The following is a 14,248-nucleotide window of genomic DNA, read 5'->3' as shown; positions in this document are numbered from 1 at the left end:
CTCGTTAATCTGTTTCAGCATTTAATTTTTTGAGTAGGGCGCGATGAAGCTCAGCTTTTTGTACTTCATCTAGTGCCTTGTAATCTTTGTTTGAGACGACGAAAAAGTCTTCTGCGCGTTCGCCGACGGTTGTAATGCGCGCGGCATGAATATGTAGTGAATAGGCCTGAAATACCTCAGCAATTTTAGTCAGTAACCCCGGAATATCAATGGCCTGAATTTCAATTAGGCTGCGATCGTCGCGTGCGTGCGGGCGCAGTATAATTTTCGGTTTGATATTAAAGTCTTTAAACTTTTGTGAGCGGTTTTTCTTAACCCGGATCTTTCTTTTTGGATCTTTTAGTAAAGTTTCCAAGCCTTTTCTGATCCCCGCTGCACGGCCAGTACTGAGTGGGTCGCCATTCACTTCTAGGATAACAAAACTAAAGACAACATAGCCATCTTTTGTGGTCATGACCTGAGCATGCTGGATCTGTGCTTTTTTAGAACCTATTACACTGACCAATTTGGCGAATAACGCAGATTCATAAGGACTGTATACGAATACTTGTGTTCCGCCATGCATGGGCTTGTCAGAGACGATCACGCTTGGCTGACTTAAATCATGAGACTGTAATAAGTGCTCAGTATGCCAAGAGATTTGCTGTTCACTAAAGGCAGTAAAATAATTGGCCTTAAAGCGTGACCAAATAAGGTCAATGTACTCTTCGAAGTAGCCCAAATTAATCAGCCGTTGCTTGGCTTGGCGTTTCTTATCACGGATCTGATCGCGCATATCCATTGGGTTTTCAAGACCCAAGCGCAATGCCCGTTGAGTATGTAGATATAGCTCGCGTAAGAGGGTGTTTTTCCAGTCGTTCCAGAGGTTGTCGTTGGTGGCACGAATGTCGGCAACCGTTAAGCAATAGAGATAATCTAGCTGACGTTCGTTTTTCACTTTTTGTGCAAATTCTGCAATAACATCGGGGTCGTTAATATCTTTACGCTGGGCTGTGACAGACATCAGGAGGTGATTTTGCACCAGCCAAGCTACCAATTTAGCGTCGGAAGCGGTAAAACCGTGCATTTTGGTAAATGCCATGGCGTCAACGGCACCAAGCTCGGAATGGTCGCCACCTCGACCTTTGGCAATATCGTGAAAGATCCCAGCCAAGTAGAGTAACTCTGGTTTGTCCATGCGGGCAACAATCTCAGAACAAATCGGGAATTCACTAATATGCTCTTTATCGAAATAGCGGTAGATGTTATTGATGAGTTTATGGGTATGCTCATCTACCGTGTAGGCGTGAAACAGATCGAACTGCATTTGTCCAAAAATATTACGCCACTGCGGTAAATAGGCAGCGATGATCCCGTGTTTGTGCATCAGAGTAAACGCTCGTCCCATGCCATTAGGGTGTTTCAATAACCTTAAAAAAGCGTCACGACAGCCTGCGTAATCTTGCAAATCGCCTAATAAACGGCGTCTGACTTGGCGCATAGTACGTATGGTACTTGGGTCAATCTGATTAATTTTAGGGTTGTCTGCAATATGTTCAAAGAGGACAAACAAATTCTCTCGACGGAAAAAGACCGAGGGGTTTTTAACGCGAATTTTATTGCCAATACGCTCAAAGTTTCTGTCAAGTGGCACGGCTTCTTGTTCCAACTGCTCAGGAAGAATACTTTGTTCGAAATAGGAAAGCAGCATCTGGTTCATTTCGCGCACTCGGCTCATGATCCTAAATAAGCGTTTCATCATACGCTCGACCGAGGCTTTACCTTCAGAGCCAAAACCGAGGAGCTCTGCGGCATGTGGTTGATGGTCAAACAGTAAGCGGTTCTCACTGCGACCAGCGGCTAAGTGCAGCGCAAAGCGAATGTTCCACAGGTTTTCGATGCACTCTAACAGCTCTTGATATTCTTCATGGGTCAAATAACCGTGATTGATTAACTCTTCCAAAGTTTCAGCGCGGAAGTGTTTTTTAGCGACCCAAAAAATGGTTTGCAGGTCGCGCAGGCCACCGGGGTTTTCTTTAATATTAGGCTCAAGGTTGTAGGCGGTACCATGGCATTTTTTATGGCGAATATTCTGCTCATTGACCTTAGCGATAAAAAAGTCACTAGATTGCCAAATTGGGGTTTCAACAATATGTCGTTTGAGGCGTTCATATTCAATATGGTTACCACAAATGAGGCGGCTTTCCAGCAGGCTAGTGGCAAAGTGAACGTCATTTTGTTTTTGTTCTAGGACTTGTTCATGGGTTCTTACGCTATGACCAATATCTAGACCTAAGTCCCATAAATAAGTGACAAAACGCTCTAAGCAGCTGGTCACTTCTTCACAGGGAACGGATTTGGTCAGCACCAAAAAATCGATATCAGAGAACGGGTGTAACTCACCACGGCCATAACCACCAATGGCGATTAACGACAAGTCTGGTTGGTGCGCTAGCCCAGTTTCATTAAACAATTTAATCAACAATCGATCGATAAATTCGGCTCGAGAGTTAATTAGATTTCTAACGGGTTGCTTGGCAAATTGATTGCTTAACCATTTGTAGAAAAAAGCAAGACAATCACGGTAATCGGTAAGTTCTTGTGCTTCGTCAAGAAGCGTCTTCACTTTGTTCGGTAATGCCACTTAGGATCCTGTGTCATGCGCGCAAAAACAGTAGAGTCCTGTTTTACACTAAATAAATAAGAATTGCGAGTGACGAGGAGGTGAAGGGTCAAGGATTGGACAACTATCATCGTGTGTAACTGACATCTAAACCAAGGGGTGCTGTAATCGCTGTTGTGTGAGTTTTGCAATAAAAAAGCCAGCAATCTGGCTGGCTTTGATAAATGCTTTTTGCAATTAAGCTGAATGCGTAATAACGCGGTCTATCGTTTCGTCATTGCGCAGCGTTAAGATCTCAACGCCATTATCTGTGACAAGCAGCGTGTGTTCCCACTGCGCCGAAAGACTACGGTCTTTGGTAACGACAGTCCAATCATCTTTTAGTAGCTTACATTGGCGCTTACCGGCGTTAACCATAGGCTCGATAGTCAAACACATGCCAGCTTTGAGCACTTCGCCAGTACCTGGTTTGCCGTAGTGCATTACTTGTGGCTCTTCATGGAATTCTTTACCAATACCGTGACCACAATATTCACGCACGATAGAGTAGTTAAAGCCTTCTGCATACTTTTGAATTGCAGCGCCAATATCACCCAAACGCACGCCCGGTTTTACCATTTTTATCGCAAGGTATAGGCTTTCTTGCGTGATCTCGCTTAAGCGCTTACCTTGGATCGTTGGTGTACCGACGTAAAACATTTTTGACGTATCACCATGATACCCATCTTTGATCACAGTGATGTCGATATTGATAATGTCGCCTTCTTTTAGCGGTTTATCGTTCGGGATTCCGTGACAGATAACGTGGTTAACTGAGGTACAAATAGACTTCGGAAAGCCGTGATAATTTAGCGGTGCAGGAATGGCACCTTGCTCATCAACAATGTAGTTGTGACAAATGGTGTTTAATTCGTCGGTGGTCACCCCTGGCTTAACATACGGCTCGATCATTTCCAGTACTTCCGCGGCTAAACGCCCGGCAACACGCATTTTTTCGATTTCTTCAGGGGTTTTGATCACAGCACTCATTTAGACTCCAAGTCAATTTAGATGAACATTTATTATGCACAAATTTTACGCATAAGATTGAGTTAATTCTTTATATATGGTATAAAGCGCGCCGTCTTTTTACAAATAATTCTTCCTCACACGATGAGAATGAATGTTTGTAGTTAAGACAACACACTTATTAATATTAACACACACACATATCGACACATACACTTGGGTGCATGCAGTTATAAAAACTTCGTGTTGGTGCTATGGGATATGTGGAGGCCTAACCCTAACTTTTAGAGGAAATATACAATGGCAAACGTTTCAATGCGCGATATGCTTCAAGCTGGTGTTCACTTCGGTCACCAAGCACGTTACTGGAACCCTAAGATGAAGCCATTCATCTTCGGTGCACGTAACCGCGTTCATATCATCAACCTAGAAAAAACTGTTCCTATGTTCAACGATGCACTTAAGTTCTTACAGAACGTAGCATCTAACAAAGGCAAAATCCTTTTCGTAGGTACTAAGCGCGCTGCAAGCGAAGCAGTTAAAGAAGCGGCTATCCAAAGTGAGCAGTTCTACGTAAATCACCGTTGGTTAGGTGGTATGTTGACTAACTGGAAAACAGTTCGTCAATCAATCAAGCGTCTTAAAGAGCTTGAGACTCAAAGCCAAGACGGTACTTTCGAGAAGCTTACTAAGAAAGAAGCGCTAATGCTTACTCGTGAAATGCAAAAGCTTGAAAAAGGCCTTGGCGGTATCAAAGATATGGGCGGTCTTCCTGACGCTATCTTCGTTATCGACGCTGACCACGAGCACATCGCTATCCGTGAAGCTAACAACCTAGGTATCCCAGTAGTATCTGTTGTTGATACTAACTCTAACCCAGATGGTGTTGATTTCATCATCCCTGGTAACGACGACGCTATCCGTGCAATCCAGCTATACACTGGTGCAGTAGCGACTGCTATCACTGAAGGTCGTGAAAGCAACATCGTTGCTCAAGCAGAAAACGACGACTTCGTTGAAGCTGAGTAATTACCTGATTAGGTATTAGCTGTCATCAAGTCTTCATCAAATTATTGATGAAGACTTGATATTCTTTATAAGCGATTAACTGCTTATCCCGTTGTTTGCCAAGCAGACCTTGAAAGATAACGGATTTTTATCAAATTGAGGCGAGCTGTACTTGATTTGATATTCAGCCAACCTAAGGTTGGTTTTATCAAGAACTGAATTCAGATTTGAGGATATTCTAATGGCTGTAACTGCTGCCCTAGTAAAAGAACTTCGTGAGCGCACTGGCGCTGGCATGATGGATTGTAAAAAAGCACTGACAGAAACTGGCGGTGATATCGATCAAGCAATCGAAAACATGCGTAAAAGTGGTGCTGCTAAAGCTGCTAAAAAAGCAGGCAACATCGCTGCTGAAGGTACAATCATCATCAAGCAAGGCGAAGGTTTTGCTGCACTAGTAGAAGTTAACTGTCAAACTGACTTCGTAGCAAAAGATGCAAGCTTCCTTGCATTTGCTAACGAAATTGCTGATGCAGCTGTAGCTGAGCAACTAACTATCGAAGACTTACAAGCTAAGTTTGAAGAGACTCGCGTTGCACTAGTAGCTAAAATCGGTGAGAACATGAACATCCGTCGTGTTTCTTACATCCAAGGTGACAAGCTAGTTGCTTACCGTCACGGCGAGCGTATCGGTGTTGTTGTAGCTGGTGATGCTGACGAAGAAACACTTAAGCACGTTGCAATGCACGTTGCTGCTTCTAAGCCAGACTACCTAAACCCAGAAGACGTACCTGCTGAAGTAGTTGAAAAAGAAAAAGCGGTTCAAGTTGAAATCGCAATGAACGAAGGTAAGCCAGCTGAAATCGCTGAGAAGATGGTTGTTGGTCGTATGAAGAAGTTCACTGGTGAGATCTCTCTTACTGGTCAAGCTTTCATCATGGAACCTAAGAAATCAGTGGGTGACTACCTTAAAGAGAAGAATGCATCTGTTTCTTCATTCGTTCGCCTAGAAGTAGGTGAAGGTATCGAGAAGAAAGAAGAAGATTTCGCAGCAGAAGTTGCAGCGCAAATCGCTGCAGCAAAAGGCCAGTAATCACTTATTGTGATGCCTAATGACGTAAAAGCTGACATTAGCTTTGCGTCATTGCTGAAAATTCTCTAAAATAACCGCGCATTTATGTCTAGCATAAGCGCGGTTATTTTTTACCTCACTTTTAATTGGCCCGGATATTATGACTATCAATAAAAAACCTGTTTTTAGACGCGTTCTTTTAAAGCTTAGTGGTGAAGCTTTAATGGGAGATGAAGGCTTTGGTATCGATCCAAAAGTATTGGATCGTATGGCACAAGAAATCAAAGAGTTAGTAGAGCTCGACGTAGAAGTGGGTTTGGTTATCGGTGGCGGTAACTTCTTACGTGGTGGTTCACTTGCAGAAGCGGGCATGAACCGAGTTGTGGGTGACCACATGGGCATGCTGGCGACCGTCATGAATGGCCTTGCGATGCGTGATGCGCTGCACCGTGCTTTTGTAAACGCACGTTTGATGTCTGCTATCCCGCTAAATGGTGTGTGTGATGCGTACAATTGGGCAGAAGCAATTAGCCTATTAAAATCTGGCCGTGTTGTTATTTTCTCTGCAGGTACGGGCAATCCTTTCTTTACTACAGACTCAGCAGCATGTTTGCGCGGTATAGAGATTGAAGCGGATACCGTGATTAAAGCCACTAAGGTTGAAGGGGTATTTAGTGACGATCCGGTGAAAAACCCAGATGCTACGCTATACCGCACGTTGACTTACAACGAAGTGATCGATAAAGAATTGAAAGTGATGGATTTAGCTGCATTTACATTGGCACGTGACCACAATATGCCAATCAGCGTATTCAACATGAATAAACCGGGTGCATTGAAAAATGTCATCATGGGTGAAGAGGAAGGTACCCTTATCTCTTCTCAAGCAGCAGAATAATCTGACGACTATTTCAGCAACTCGCAGTTAAGTAGCGAATCTCTAAATTGCGAGTATAATCTGGCATAACAAGAACAGACTAGGAAAGTATTGTGATCGAAGATATTAAAAAAGACGCTCAAGAGCGCATGAAAAAAAGTGTGGCGGCACTTGGAAGCCAGCTTTCTAAAATCCGCACAGGTCGTGCACACCCTGCACTACTAGATGGTATCTCTGTTTCATACTACGGTGCAGATACACCGCTAAACCAAGTAGCAAATGTAACGACGGAAGACTCTCGTACGCTGGCTATCAGCGTATTCGACAAGTCACTTGCACAAGCGGTAGAAAAAGCAATCATGTCTTCTGACTTAGGTCTAAACCCAATGTCAGCAGGTACTGTGATCCGTGTTCCACTTCCTCCACTAACTGAAGAGCGTCGTAAAGATCTCATCAAGATCGTACGTGGTGAGGTTGAAGGTGGTCGTGTTGCAGTACGTAACATTCGCCGTGATGCAAACGGTGATATTAAATCATTGCTAAAAGACAAAGAAATTTCTGAAGACGAAGCGCGTCAAGCTGAAGATGATATCCAAAAACTGACTGACAAGTTCATCAAAGAAATGGATACTCAACTAAGCGCGAAAGAAGCAGAGTTGATGGAAATCTAAATGTCTTTATCCTAGCGTTTATATTTACGCACTGTTTACGTATTGCAGAAAATTCTGCTTTGTTTCTGAGCAGTTAGGTTTTTTTGGGCTAGGTACACTGACAAATTTATTAGGTTTGAAGCGCCGCCTAAGGTATACTAGGCGGCGTTTTTTTTCACTTAAATTGGAATTATGGTTTTAAAAGCAGAGGTTATTTCGCAGCAATCATTGCCAAAACATGTTGCGATAATAATGGATGGCAACGGTCGTTGGGCTCAAGCTCGCAGGCGTCCACGCGCCTTCGGACACAAGAAGGGCGTAGATTCTGTTCGTAGTGCTGTACAATTCTGTTCCAAGTTAGGTATAGAGTCTCTGACGCTATTTGCCTTTAGTAGTGAAAACTGGCGTAGGCCAGAAGATGAAGTCAGCACGTTAATGGAATTATTTATTTATGTGCTGACTAAAGAAGTTAAAAAATTACATAAGAACAACGTAAAGCTAACCATTATTGGCGAACTTTCTCGTTTTCCTGACAGCCTCCAAAAGCGTGTTCATGAAGCTCAAACATTGACCCAGGACAATACAGGGCTTAACTTAAACATTGCAGCAAATTACGGTGGACGTTGGGATATCACACAGGCAGCACAACACCTCGCAAAACAAGTTGCAGCGGGTGAATTGCAACCAAGTGATATAACCGAAGATGCCTTGACAGAGCAGATGACGATGGCCGATCAAGCGAATCTCGACTTGCTGATCAGAACGGGAGGCGACTTCCGCATCAGTAACTTCTTGCTATGGCAAGCTGCGTATGCCGAACTCTATTTTACCGACACGCTTTGGCCTGATTTTGACGAGCAAGCATTCTCTGAAGCCATTGCTTGTTACGTGTCTAGAGAGCGACGCTTCGGATGCACAGGAGAGCAGATAAAGCAGCTCCTCGCAGAGAAAGACGCAACAAGTTAAGGGTTCAAATTTGTTAAAACAACGTATTCTAACGTCAGCGGTGCTTGCACCTCTGGCTCTACTTTTGGTGTTTTATACACCGCTGGCAATGTTTAGTACGATTGCCGCACTAATCGTTTTGCTTGGTGCATGGGAGTGGTCGGCGCTTGCGGGCCTATGTCAAAAGCGTCAGCGTTTTACTTTCGTTGGCGTCATGGCGGTGTTAATTCTATTGCTTAACACCCACTGGCCAATACAGGATTTATGGCAGCAAGGGCGCTTAGTCGCTGATGCTAATTATGTATTTACGCTCGCTTTTGCGTGGTGGCTGGTTGCTACTTTCTTGGTAGTTAAATATCCACGAGCAGCTCGTGCTTGGAATGAAGGGATCATGATGCGCTCCATCGCTGGTGTACTGACACTAGTACCGCTGTGGCTTGCGTTAAACGTGATGCGTAGTGCCGGATACGAAGATGGCGAACACATAGGTTCGGTTCTTATCATGGTGGTATTGGGTATAGTGTGGAGCGCAGACATTGGCGCCTACTTCGCTGGAAAGAATTTAGGTAAGCACAAGCTCATGCCTAAAGTGAGCCCTAATAAAACGATTGAAGGCCTAGTTGGTGGTGTGATCACCGCGGTTGTTTTTGTTTTGGTGTTTTGTCACTTCGCTGCGATTGATCTCAACATGTGGCCAATTTACGCTGCAATGACCATTATTATCGCGCTATTTTCCGCCGTTGGTGATTTGCTTGAAAGTATGTTTAAACGCGAAGTAGGCCTTAAAGATTCAGGCCGTTGTTTGCCAGGTCACGGCGGTATCCTAGATCGCATTGATAGCTTAACGGCTGCAGCACCCATTTTTGCTTTTTGCTACGCTTGGACGGTAGTGCTATGAGCGAGCAAAACTTGGTAGTACTGGGGGCGACAGGCTCAATTGGACTATCAACCTTAGACGTCGTCAGCCGCAATACAGAACAATATCGTGTATTTGCCTTAGTCGCAGGGCAAAACGCAGAAAAGATGGCTGAGCTTTGTTTACATCATCAACCCAAATACGCGGTTATGAGCTCTGAGCACGCAGCTAAGCAACTTTCTCAACGTTTGACGGACACTACCACCGAAGTACTCCATGGCGTTGAAGCAATGGCTGAGATGGCTCGCCACGTGGATGTGGATATTGTGATGTCCGCAATCGTTGGTGCAGCTGGGTTGTTACCGACTTTAGCGGCAGTCGAAGCGGGTAAAAAAGTGTTGCTGGCGAACAAAGAGTCGTTAGTAATGAGTGGCCAGCTGTTTATGGATAAAGTAAAAGCGCATGGTGCGACTTTACTCCCTATCGACAGTGAGCATAATGCTATTTATCAGTGCCTACCAACGACCATACAAACTGGGCAATCTTCAAATCTAAGCCACAGCGGTGTTAGTAAGATTTTATTAACCGGTTCAGGTGGACCTTTCTTGCAGCGTTCATTGGCTACCTTAGCTTCAGTAACGGTAGAAGAAGCGGTTGCGCATCCTAATTGGTCGATGGGCAGAAAAATCTCTGTCGACTCTGCGACCATGATGAATAAAGGGCTAGAGTTTATTGAAGCTAAGTGGTTATTTAACTGTTCAGCTGACGATATTGAAGTGGTGATACACCCACAAAGTATGATCCACTCTATGGTGCAGTATCGCGATGGCTCGGTGCTGGCACAAATGGGGCAACCAGACATGCGAACGCCGATTGCATATGGGCTTGCCTATCCTGACAGAATTGACGCGGGCGTCAAGCCATTAGATTTTTCTCAGATTGTCGATTTCACTTTTACCAAACCAGATTTTAACCGTTATCCCAACCTCAAATTAGCGATTGACGCATGTCGTAGTGGTCAGGCCGCAACAACAACAGTGAATGCTGCAAATGAAATTGCTGTTGCGGCATTTTTAGAGGGTAAGATAGGGTTTTGTGATATCTATCGAGTCAATGCCTTAACGCTTGAGCACAGTGAGCTAAGCGTATTAGAATCCGTTGAGTCTATTATGGAAACAGACCGAACGGCACGCCACCGAGCGCAGCAAATTATCGCCACATTGAGGTAACCATGTTTGAATTTTTCTGGCACTTAGGCTCATTTATTCTTGCTTTAGGGATTTTAGTTACCGTTCATGAATATGGCCATTTTTGGGTTGCCAGAAAAGCCGGCGTTAAGGTCTTACGTTTTTCTATCGGTTTTGGTAAGCCTTTAGTTAAGTGGTATGACAAACACCAAACCGAATACGTTATCGCCGCAATTCCACTTGGTGGTTATGTCAAAATGCTCGATGAACGTGTCGACGATGTGCCAGAGCAGGAGCGCCACCTTGCCTTCAATAATAAGCCAGTACTTTCTCGTATCGCTGTGGTAGCTGCAGGCCCCATTGCGAACTTTTTGTTTGCCATTGTCGCGTTGGCGGCAATGTATATGGTAGGGGTTCAATCAGTAAAACCCGTCGTTGGAGCTGTGACACCAACCAGTATCGCGGCGGATGCTGGGTTTCAATCAGGCGACCACATCATTGCACTGAATGATGAGTTAGTGCACTCATGGCAAGACGTTACGTTTGAATTGATGGCGCATTTAGGTGAACCATCACTGGTTGCCAAAGTACAAGATGAAAAGGGTAGCTTAGCAATTCGCACGCTACGTTTGAGTGACTGGAAGCTGGAAAAGCAGGACGAAGCGCCGCTGACCTCAGTCGGCATTACGCCATATAGGCCGCCACTGACGCTGCAGCTCGGTTATATTGAAGAAGGTGCGGCTGCCGACAAAGGTGGCTTACAAGTAGAAGACACGCTAGTTGCGATAAATGGTGACAAATTGGCGTCGTGGCAACAGCTGGTGAGCCGAGTTCAAAAATCGGCAAATCAAGCCATAAGCATTGATATTCTGCGCGATGGGCAGCCACAAACCCTAACGGTAACCCCTCGGGCAAAAACGTCATCAGAAGGTGTCGTACAAGGCTACTTGGGCGTTGTGCCTGTGATGGAAAAATGGCCAAATGGTTATATTGAAACTAGACAATATGGCATCCTAGATAGTATGGTGCTTGGCATTCGTAAAACTTACGACTTGATTGCCTTAAGTTTCGACATGATCGGCAACTTAATCACGGGCCAAGTCTCGGTAAAAAACTTAAGCGGGCCTGTGGGGATCGCGGTTAGTGCCGGAAATAGCGTTAGTTACGGGTTAGTTGCATTTTTAGGCTTCTTAGCGCTTATCAGCGTGAATTTAGGAGTTTTTAACTTATTACCGCTCCCTGTCCTAGATGGTGGGCATTTAATGTATTACTTAATTGAACTAATTCGCAGAAAACCAGTCTCTGAAAAGACACAAGAGTTTGGGTTTAAGATTGGAGCAGCGCTTCTTCTTGCCTTAACGTTTTTTGCACTATTTAATGATGTTTCTCGGCTTTAAGCCGTGCGGTGCTAAAAAGCGCACATTATATGCAGTTTAAATGTTTGCATTTTTGTTCAAGCATACAACGGATAACATAATACAAAAGCTGTAACGTTTGAATGTTGTGATGTAGTGGGCCTTAGCGTATCGCGCCAAAATTGTTGTAAAGGATAAAGATAATAAAATGCCTATAAAAAAACACATTGCAGTAACCAGTTTACTGGGCGCTAGTTTTGCTGCCTTAGGGCAAAACTCCTTTATCGTAGAAGATTTAAAAGTAGAAGGGCTGCAGCGCGTTGCACTAGGTGCTGCATTGACACATATTCCGATCAACGTTGGTGACAATGTCGATCAGTTTACTATTTCACGCACAATCAAGGCGTTGTATAAGTCTGGCCACTTTGACAACATTGCGGTATTCCGTGATGGTAATCAGATTATTTTTAAGGTTAAAGAACGTCCAACTATCAGCTCAATCGAATTTGATGGCAACAAAGACATCAAAGACGAGCAGCTAAATGAGAGTTTAGAACAGCAAAATATTCGCCAAGGTGAGCCGTTAGACAGAACGGTACTCGATAGTATCGAAAAAGGCTTAACGGAATTCTTCCACAGTATTGGTAAATACAATGCTAAGGTTGAGGTGAGCATTGTAGAATTGCCACGTAACCGTGTGAAGTTGATGCTGAAGTTTGAAGAGGGTGATGCTGCTTCTGTACGTCAAATTAACCTTGTTGGTAATGAACTGTTCTCAGACGAAGAACTTCTTAACCTAATTGAATCTCAGCAGGACTTGCCGTGGTGGCGCTTCCTCTCTAATGACCGTTATCAAAAACAAACTATTGAAGGCGATTTAGAAAAGATCCGCAGTTTTTACCTAGACCGTGGTTATTTACGTTTTAACATCGATTCAACGCAAGTTTCAGTAAGCCCAGAACGTGAATCAGTTTATGTTACGGCAAACATCACCGAAGGTGAAAAGTATACCGTTAAAGGATTTGATTTCATTGGTGACTTACTAGGCCGTGAAGACTTAATTAAAGGTATTGTGCCACTTCGCGCTGGTGAGCTTTACAACGGCTCAGTTGTAACGGCGACGGAAGACTTCATTAAGAGTTATTTGGCGCGCTTTGGATATGCTAACGCTGAAGTGCGAACAGTCCCTGAAATTGATGACGAAAATAAAGAAGTACAACTAACGCTATCGGTAGACCCTGGTAAGCGTGTGTATGTGCGTCGAATCGTAGTGAATGGTAACCAGAATACAGCGGATGAAGTGTTACGTCGTGAAATGACGCAGCTTGAAGGTGCATGGTTGTCTAACCAAAACTTAGAGCGTTCTAAGCTTCAAATTCAACGTTTGCCATATATGGAATCGGTAGAGTTTGAAGTCAAGCCAATTCCAGGGGTTGAAGATCAGGTTGATGTTGACTTTAAAGTAAAAGAGCAACCTGCAGGCAGTTTCCAAGCGGGTGTTGCTTATGGTTCATATGCGGGCCTTCAGTTTAACATCGGTGTCAGTGAGTCTAACTTCTTGGGGTCAGGTAACCAAGTTGCGTTCAATATCAACACTTCGCGTGGTTCAGAGCGTTATAGTGTATCTTATACCGATCCGTACTTTACACCTGATGGTGTGTCGCAAGGCAGCAGTATCTTCTATAGTAAGTTCGATGCAAGTGAGTTTGGGATTGTAGATTATAAATCGACGAGCTACGGTATCGGCACTAACTTTGGTTTCCCAATCAATGCGATAAACCGTGTTAACTTTGGTATTCGTTGGATTGAAGAAAGCCTTTCGCAAATTTCAGACTTTGAGCAAACACGCGTACTTCGTGAGAGCTTCTTAAACGAAAGCGATCCAAACGCAGATTATGACTTTACCAAATATGAGTTAAGCGCAGGTTGGTCACGTGTAACGGTTAACCGTGGTATGTTCCCAACCGCAGGTTCTCGTCAAAGCTTGAACTTAAGTATTACTACACCAAACTCAGATCTTAATTTCTTCAAGATTAATTACGATTCACGTTTTTACTGGCCAATCAGTAACGACCATCGTTGGGTATTCTCAGCGAGAGCGGGCTTAGGTTATGGTAACGGTTATGGCGAGACCAATGGCTTTGAGCAAGTATTGCCATTCCAAGAGTTCTTCCGTATTTCAGAGCAAGAGCTGCGAGGCTTTGACCGAAACACGATCCTACCTCGAGCGGTACAGCGTGCGCCTAAGTGTATTCCGGGTACACCTAAACCAGATGGTACATCAGGTAGCTGTATTGGCGGCGATCAGCAATTTGATACGCTAAACCTAGGTGGCCGTATCGGTGGTAACGCAAAAGCACTAGCTGGTTTAGAGCTTATTGTACCAACGCCATTCCTAGACGAAGATAATACCAGTTCTGTAAGAACCAGCTTCTTCGTTGATGCGGCAAACGTTTGGGATACCGAGTTTGATGTAGATCGCTATAACAACTTGACGGAAGATCAATACAATCTACTTTCTGATTTCTCTGATCCATCAAGGTTCAGAGTATCAACGGGTTTATCGATTCAGTGGATCTCGCCAATGGGTCCAATGCTGATCAGTTTCGCTTACCCACTCAAAAAAGAAGAAGAAGACGATACGAAGACGATCAGCTTCAATATCAGTAATACATTCTAAGGAGTTTT

Annotated in this window: 11 protein-coding genes; 9 read left to right on the top strand and 2 right to left on the bottom strand. The window is 44.1% G+C overall.

Going from position 1 to position 14,248, the window contains the following annotated elements:
* Positions 1–4: 4 nt before the first annotated feature.
* Complete coding sequence (gene glnD, locus GSF13_RS17630; protein ID WP_010606767.1) at positions 5–2,623, bottom strand: [protein-PII] uridylyltransferase; 2,619 nt, start codon at positions 2,621–2,623, stop codon at positions 5–7.
* 216 nt (positions 2,624–2,839) lie between these two features.
* A complete protein-coding gene (gene map, locus GSF13_RS17625; RefSeq protein WP_010606768.1) occupies positions 2,840–3,631 on the bottom strand; it encodes a type I methionyl aminopeptidase in 792 nt (263 codons plus the stop codon).
* Between the two features lie 279 nt (positions 3,632–3,910).
* Between map and rpsB the strand changes: the two genes are divergently transcribed.
* The 9 genes from rpsB (at position 3,911) to bamA (ending at position 14,240) form a co-directional block, all read left to right on the top strand.
* Positions 3,911–4,639 (top strand): 30S ribosomal protein S2, encoded by a 729-nt coding sequence (rpsB, locus tag GSF13_RS17620; protein ID WP_010371318.1) that lies wholly within the window; start codon positions 3,911–3,913, stop codon positions 4,637–4,639.
* A gap of 220 nt (positions 4,640–4,859) precedes the next feature.
* On the top strand, positions 4,860–5,711 hold the full coding sequence (gene tsf / locus GSF13_RS17615) for a translation elongation factor Ts (protein WP_010371321.1): 852 nt from the start codon (positions 4,860–4,862) through the stop codon (positions 5,709–5,711).
* 139 nt (positions 5,712–5,850) lie between these two features.
* Positions 5,851–6,588, top strand: a complete 738-nt coding sequence (gene pyrH / locus GSF13_RS17610) for a UMP kinase (RefSeq protein ID WP_010371324.1) — start codon at positions 5,851–5,853, stop codon at positions 6,586–6,588.
* Positions 6,589–6,680: 92 nt separating this feature from the next.
* Positions 6,681–7,238: a ribosome recycling factor gene (gene frr / locus GSF13_RS17605; protein ID WP_010371327.1), complete on the top strand. Its 558-nt coding sequence runs from the start codon at positions 6,681–6,683 to the stop codon at positions 7,236–7,238.
* 171 nt (positions 7,239–7,409) lie between these two features.
* Positions 7,410–8,183, top strand: coding sequence for an isoprenyl transferase (locus GSF13_RS17600; RefSeq protein WP_010606771.1), 774 nt, complete (start codon positions 7,410–7,412; stop codon positions 8,181–8,183).
* 10 nt (positions 8,184–8,193) lie between these two features.
* A complete protein-coding gene (locus tag GSF13_RS17595; protein WP_017216091.1) occupies positions 8,194–9,060 on the top strand; it encodes a phosphatidate cytidylyltransferase in 867 nt (288 codons plus the stop codon).
* Positions 9,057–10,247 carry a 1-deoxy-D-xylulose-5-phosphate reductoisomerase gene (ispC, locus tag GSF13_RS17590; RefSeq protein WP_206471041.1) on the top strand — a complete coding sequence of 397 codons (1,191 nt, stop codon included), beginning with the start codon at positions 9,057–9,059 and terminating at the stop codon, positions 10,245–10,247. Before GSF13_RS17595 ends, ispC begins: the two co-directional genes overlap by 4 nt.
* Positions 10,248–10,249: 2 nt before the next feature.
* On the top strand, positions 10,250–11,602 hold the full coding sequence (gene rseP / locus GSF13_RS17585) for a sigma E protease regulator RseP (RefSeq protein ID WP_174170037.1): 1,353 nt from the start codon (positions 10,250–10,252) through the stop codon (positions 11,600–11,602).
* Between the two features lie 166 nt (positions 11,603–11,768).
* Complete coding sequence (gene bamA / locus GSF13_RS17580) at positions 11,769–14,240, top strand: outer membrane protein assembly factor BamA (RefSeq protein ID WP_010606775.1); 2,472 nt, start codon at positions 11,769–11,771, stop codon at positions 14,238–14,240.
* The last annotated feature ends 8 nt before the right edge of the window (positions 14,241–14,248 follow it).

The sequence above is a fragment of the Pseudoalteromonas sp. M8 genome, assembly GCF_018141365.1.
Classification (GTDB): Bacteria; Pseudomonadota; Gammaproteobacteria; order Enterobacterales; family Alteromonadaceae; genus Pseudoalteromonas.
The sequence above is the reverse complement of the archived record's forward strand: the minus strand, read 5'-3'. Positions and strand labels throughout refer to the sequence as shown.

What these genes read in the sequence shown, in the direction of transcription:
- map (WP_010606768.1), bottom strand. Translation starts at nt 3,631, where the DNA reads ATGAGTGCTGTGATCAAAACCCCTGAAGAAATCGAAAAAATGCGTGTT.
- rpsB (WP_010371318.1), top strand. Translation starts at nt 3,911, where the DNA reads ATGGCAAACGTTTCAATGCGCGATATGCTTCAAGCTGGTGTTCACTTC.
- tsf (WP_010371321.1), top strand. Translation starts at nt 4,860, where the DNA reads ATGGCTGTAACTGCTGCCCTAGTAAAAGAACTTCGTGAGCGCACTGGC.
- pyrH (WP_010371324.1), top strand. Translation starts at nt 5,851, where the DNA reads ATGACTATCAATAAAAAACCTGTTTTTAGACGCGTTCTTTTAAAGCTT.
- GSF13_RS17600 (WP_010606771.1), top strand. Translation starts at nt 7,410, where the DNA reads ATGGTTTTAAAAGCAGAGGTTATTTCGCAGCAATCATTGCCAAAACAT.
- ispC (WP_206471041.1), top strand. Translation starts at nt 9,057, where the DNA reads ATGAGCGAGCAAAACTTGGTAGTACTGGGGGCGACAGGCTCAATTGGA.
- rseP (WP_174170037.1), top strand. Translation starts at nt 10,250, where the DNA reads ATGTTTGAATTTTTCTGGCACTTAGGCTCATTTATTCTTGCTTTAGGG.
- bamA (WP_010606775.1), top strand. Translation starts at nt 11,769, where the DNA reads ATGCCTATAAAAAAACACATTGCAGTAACCAGTTTACTGGGCGCTAGT.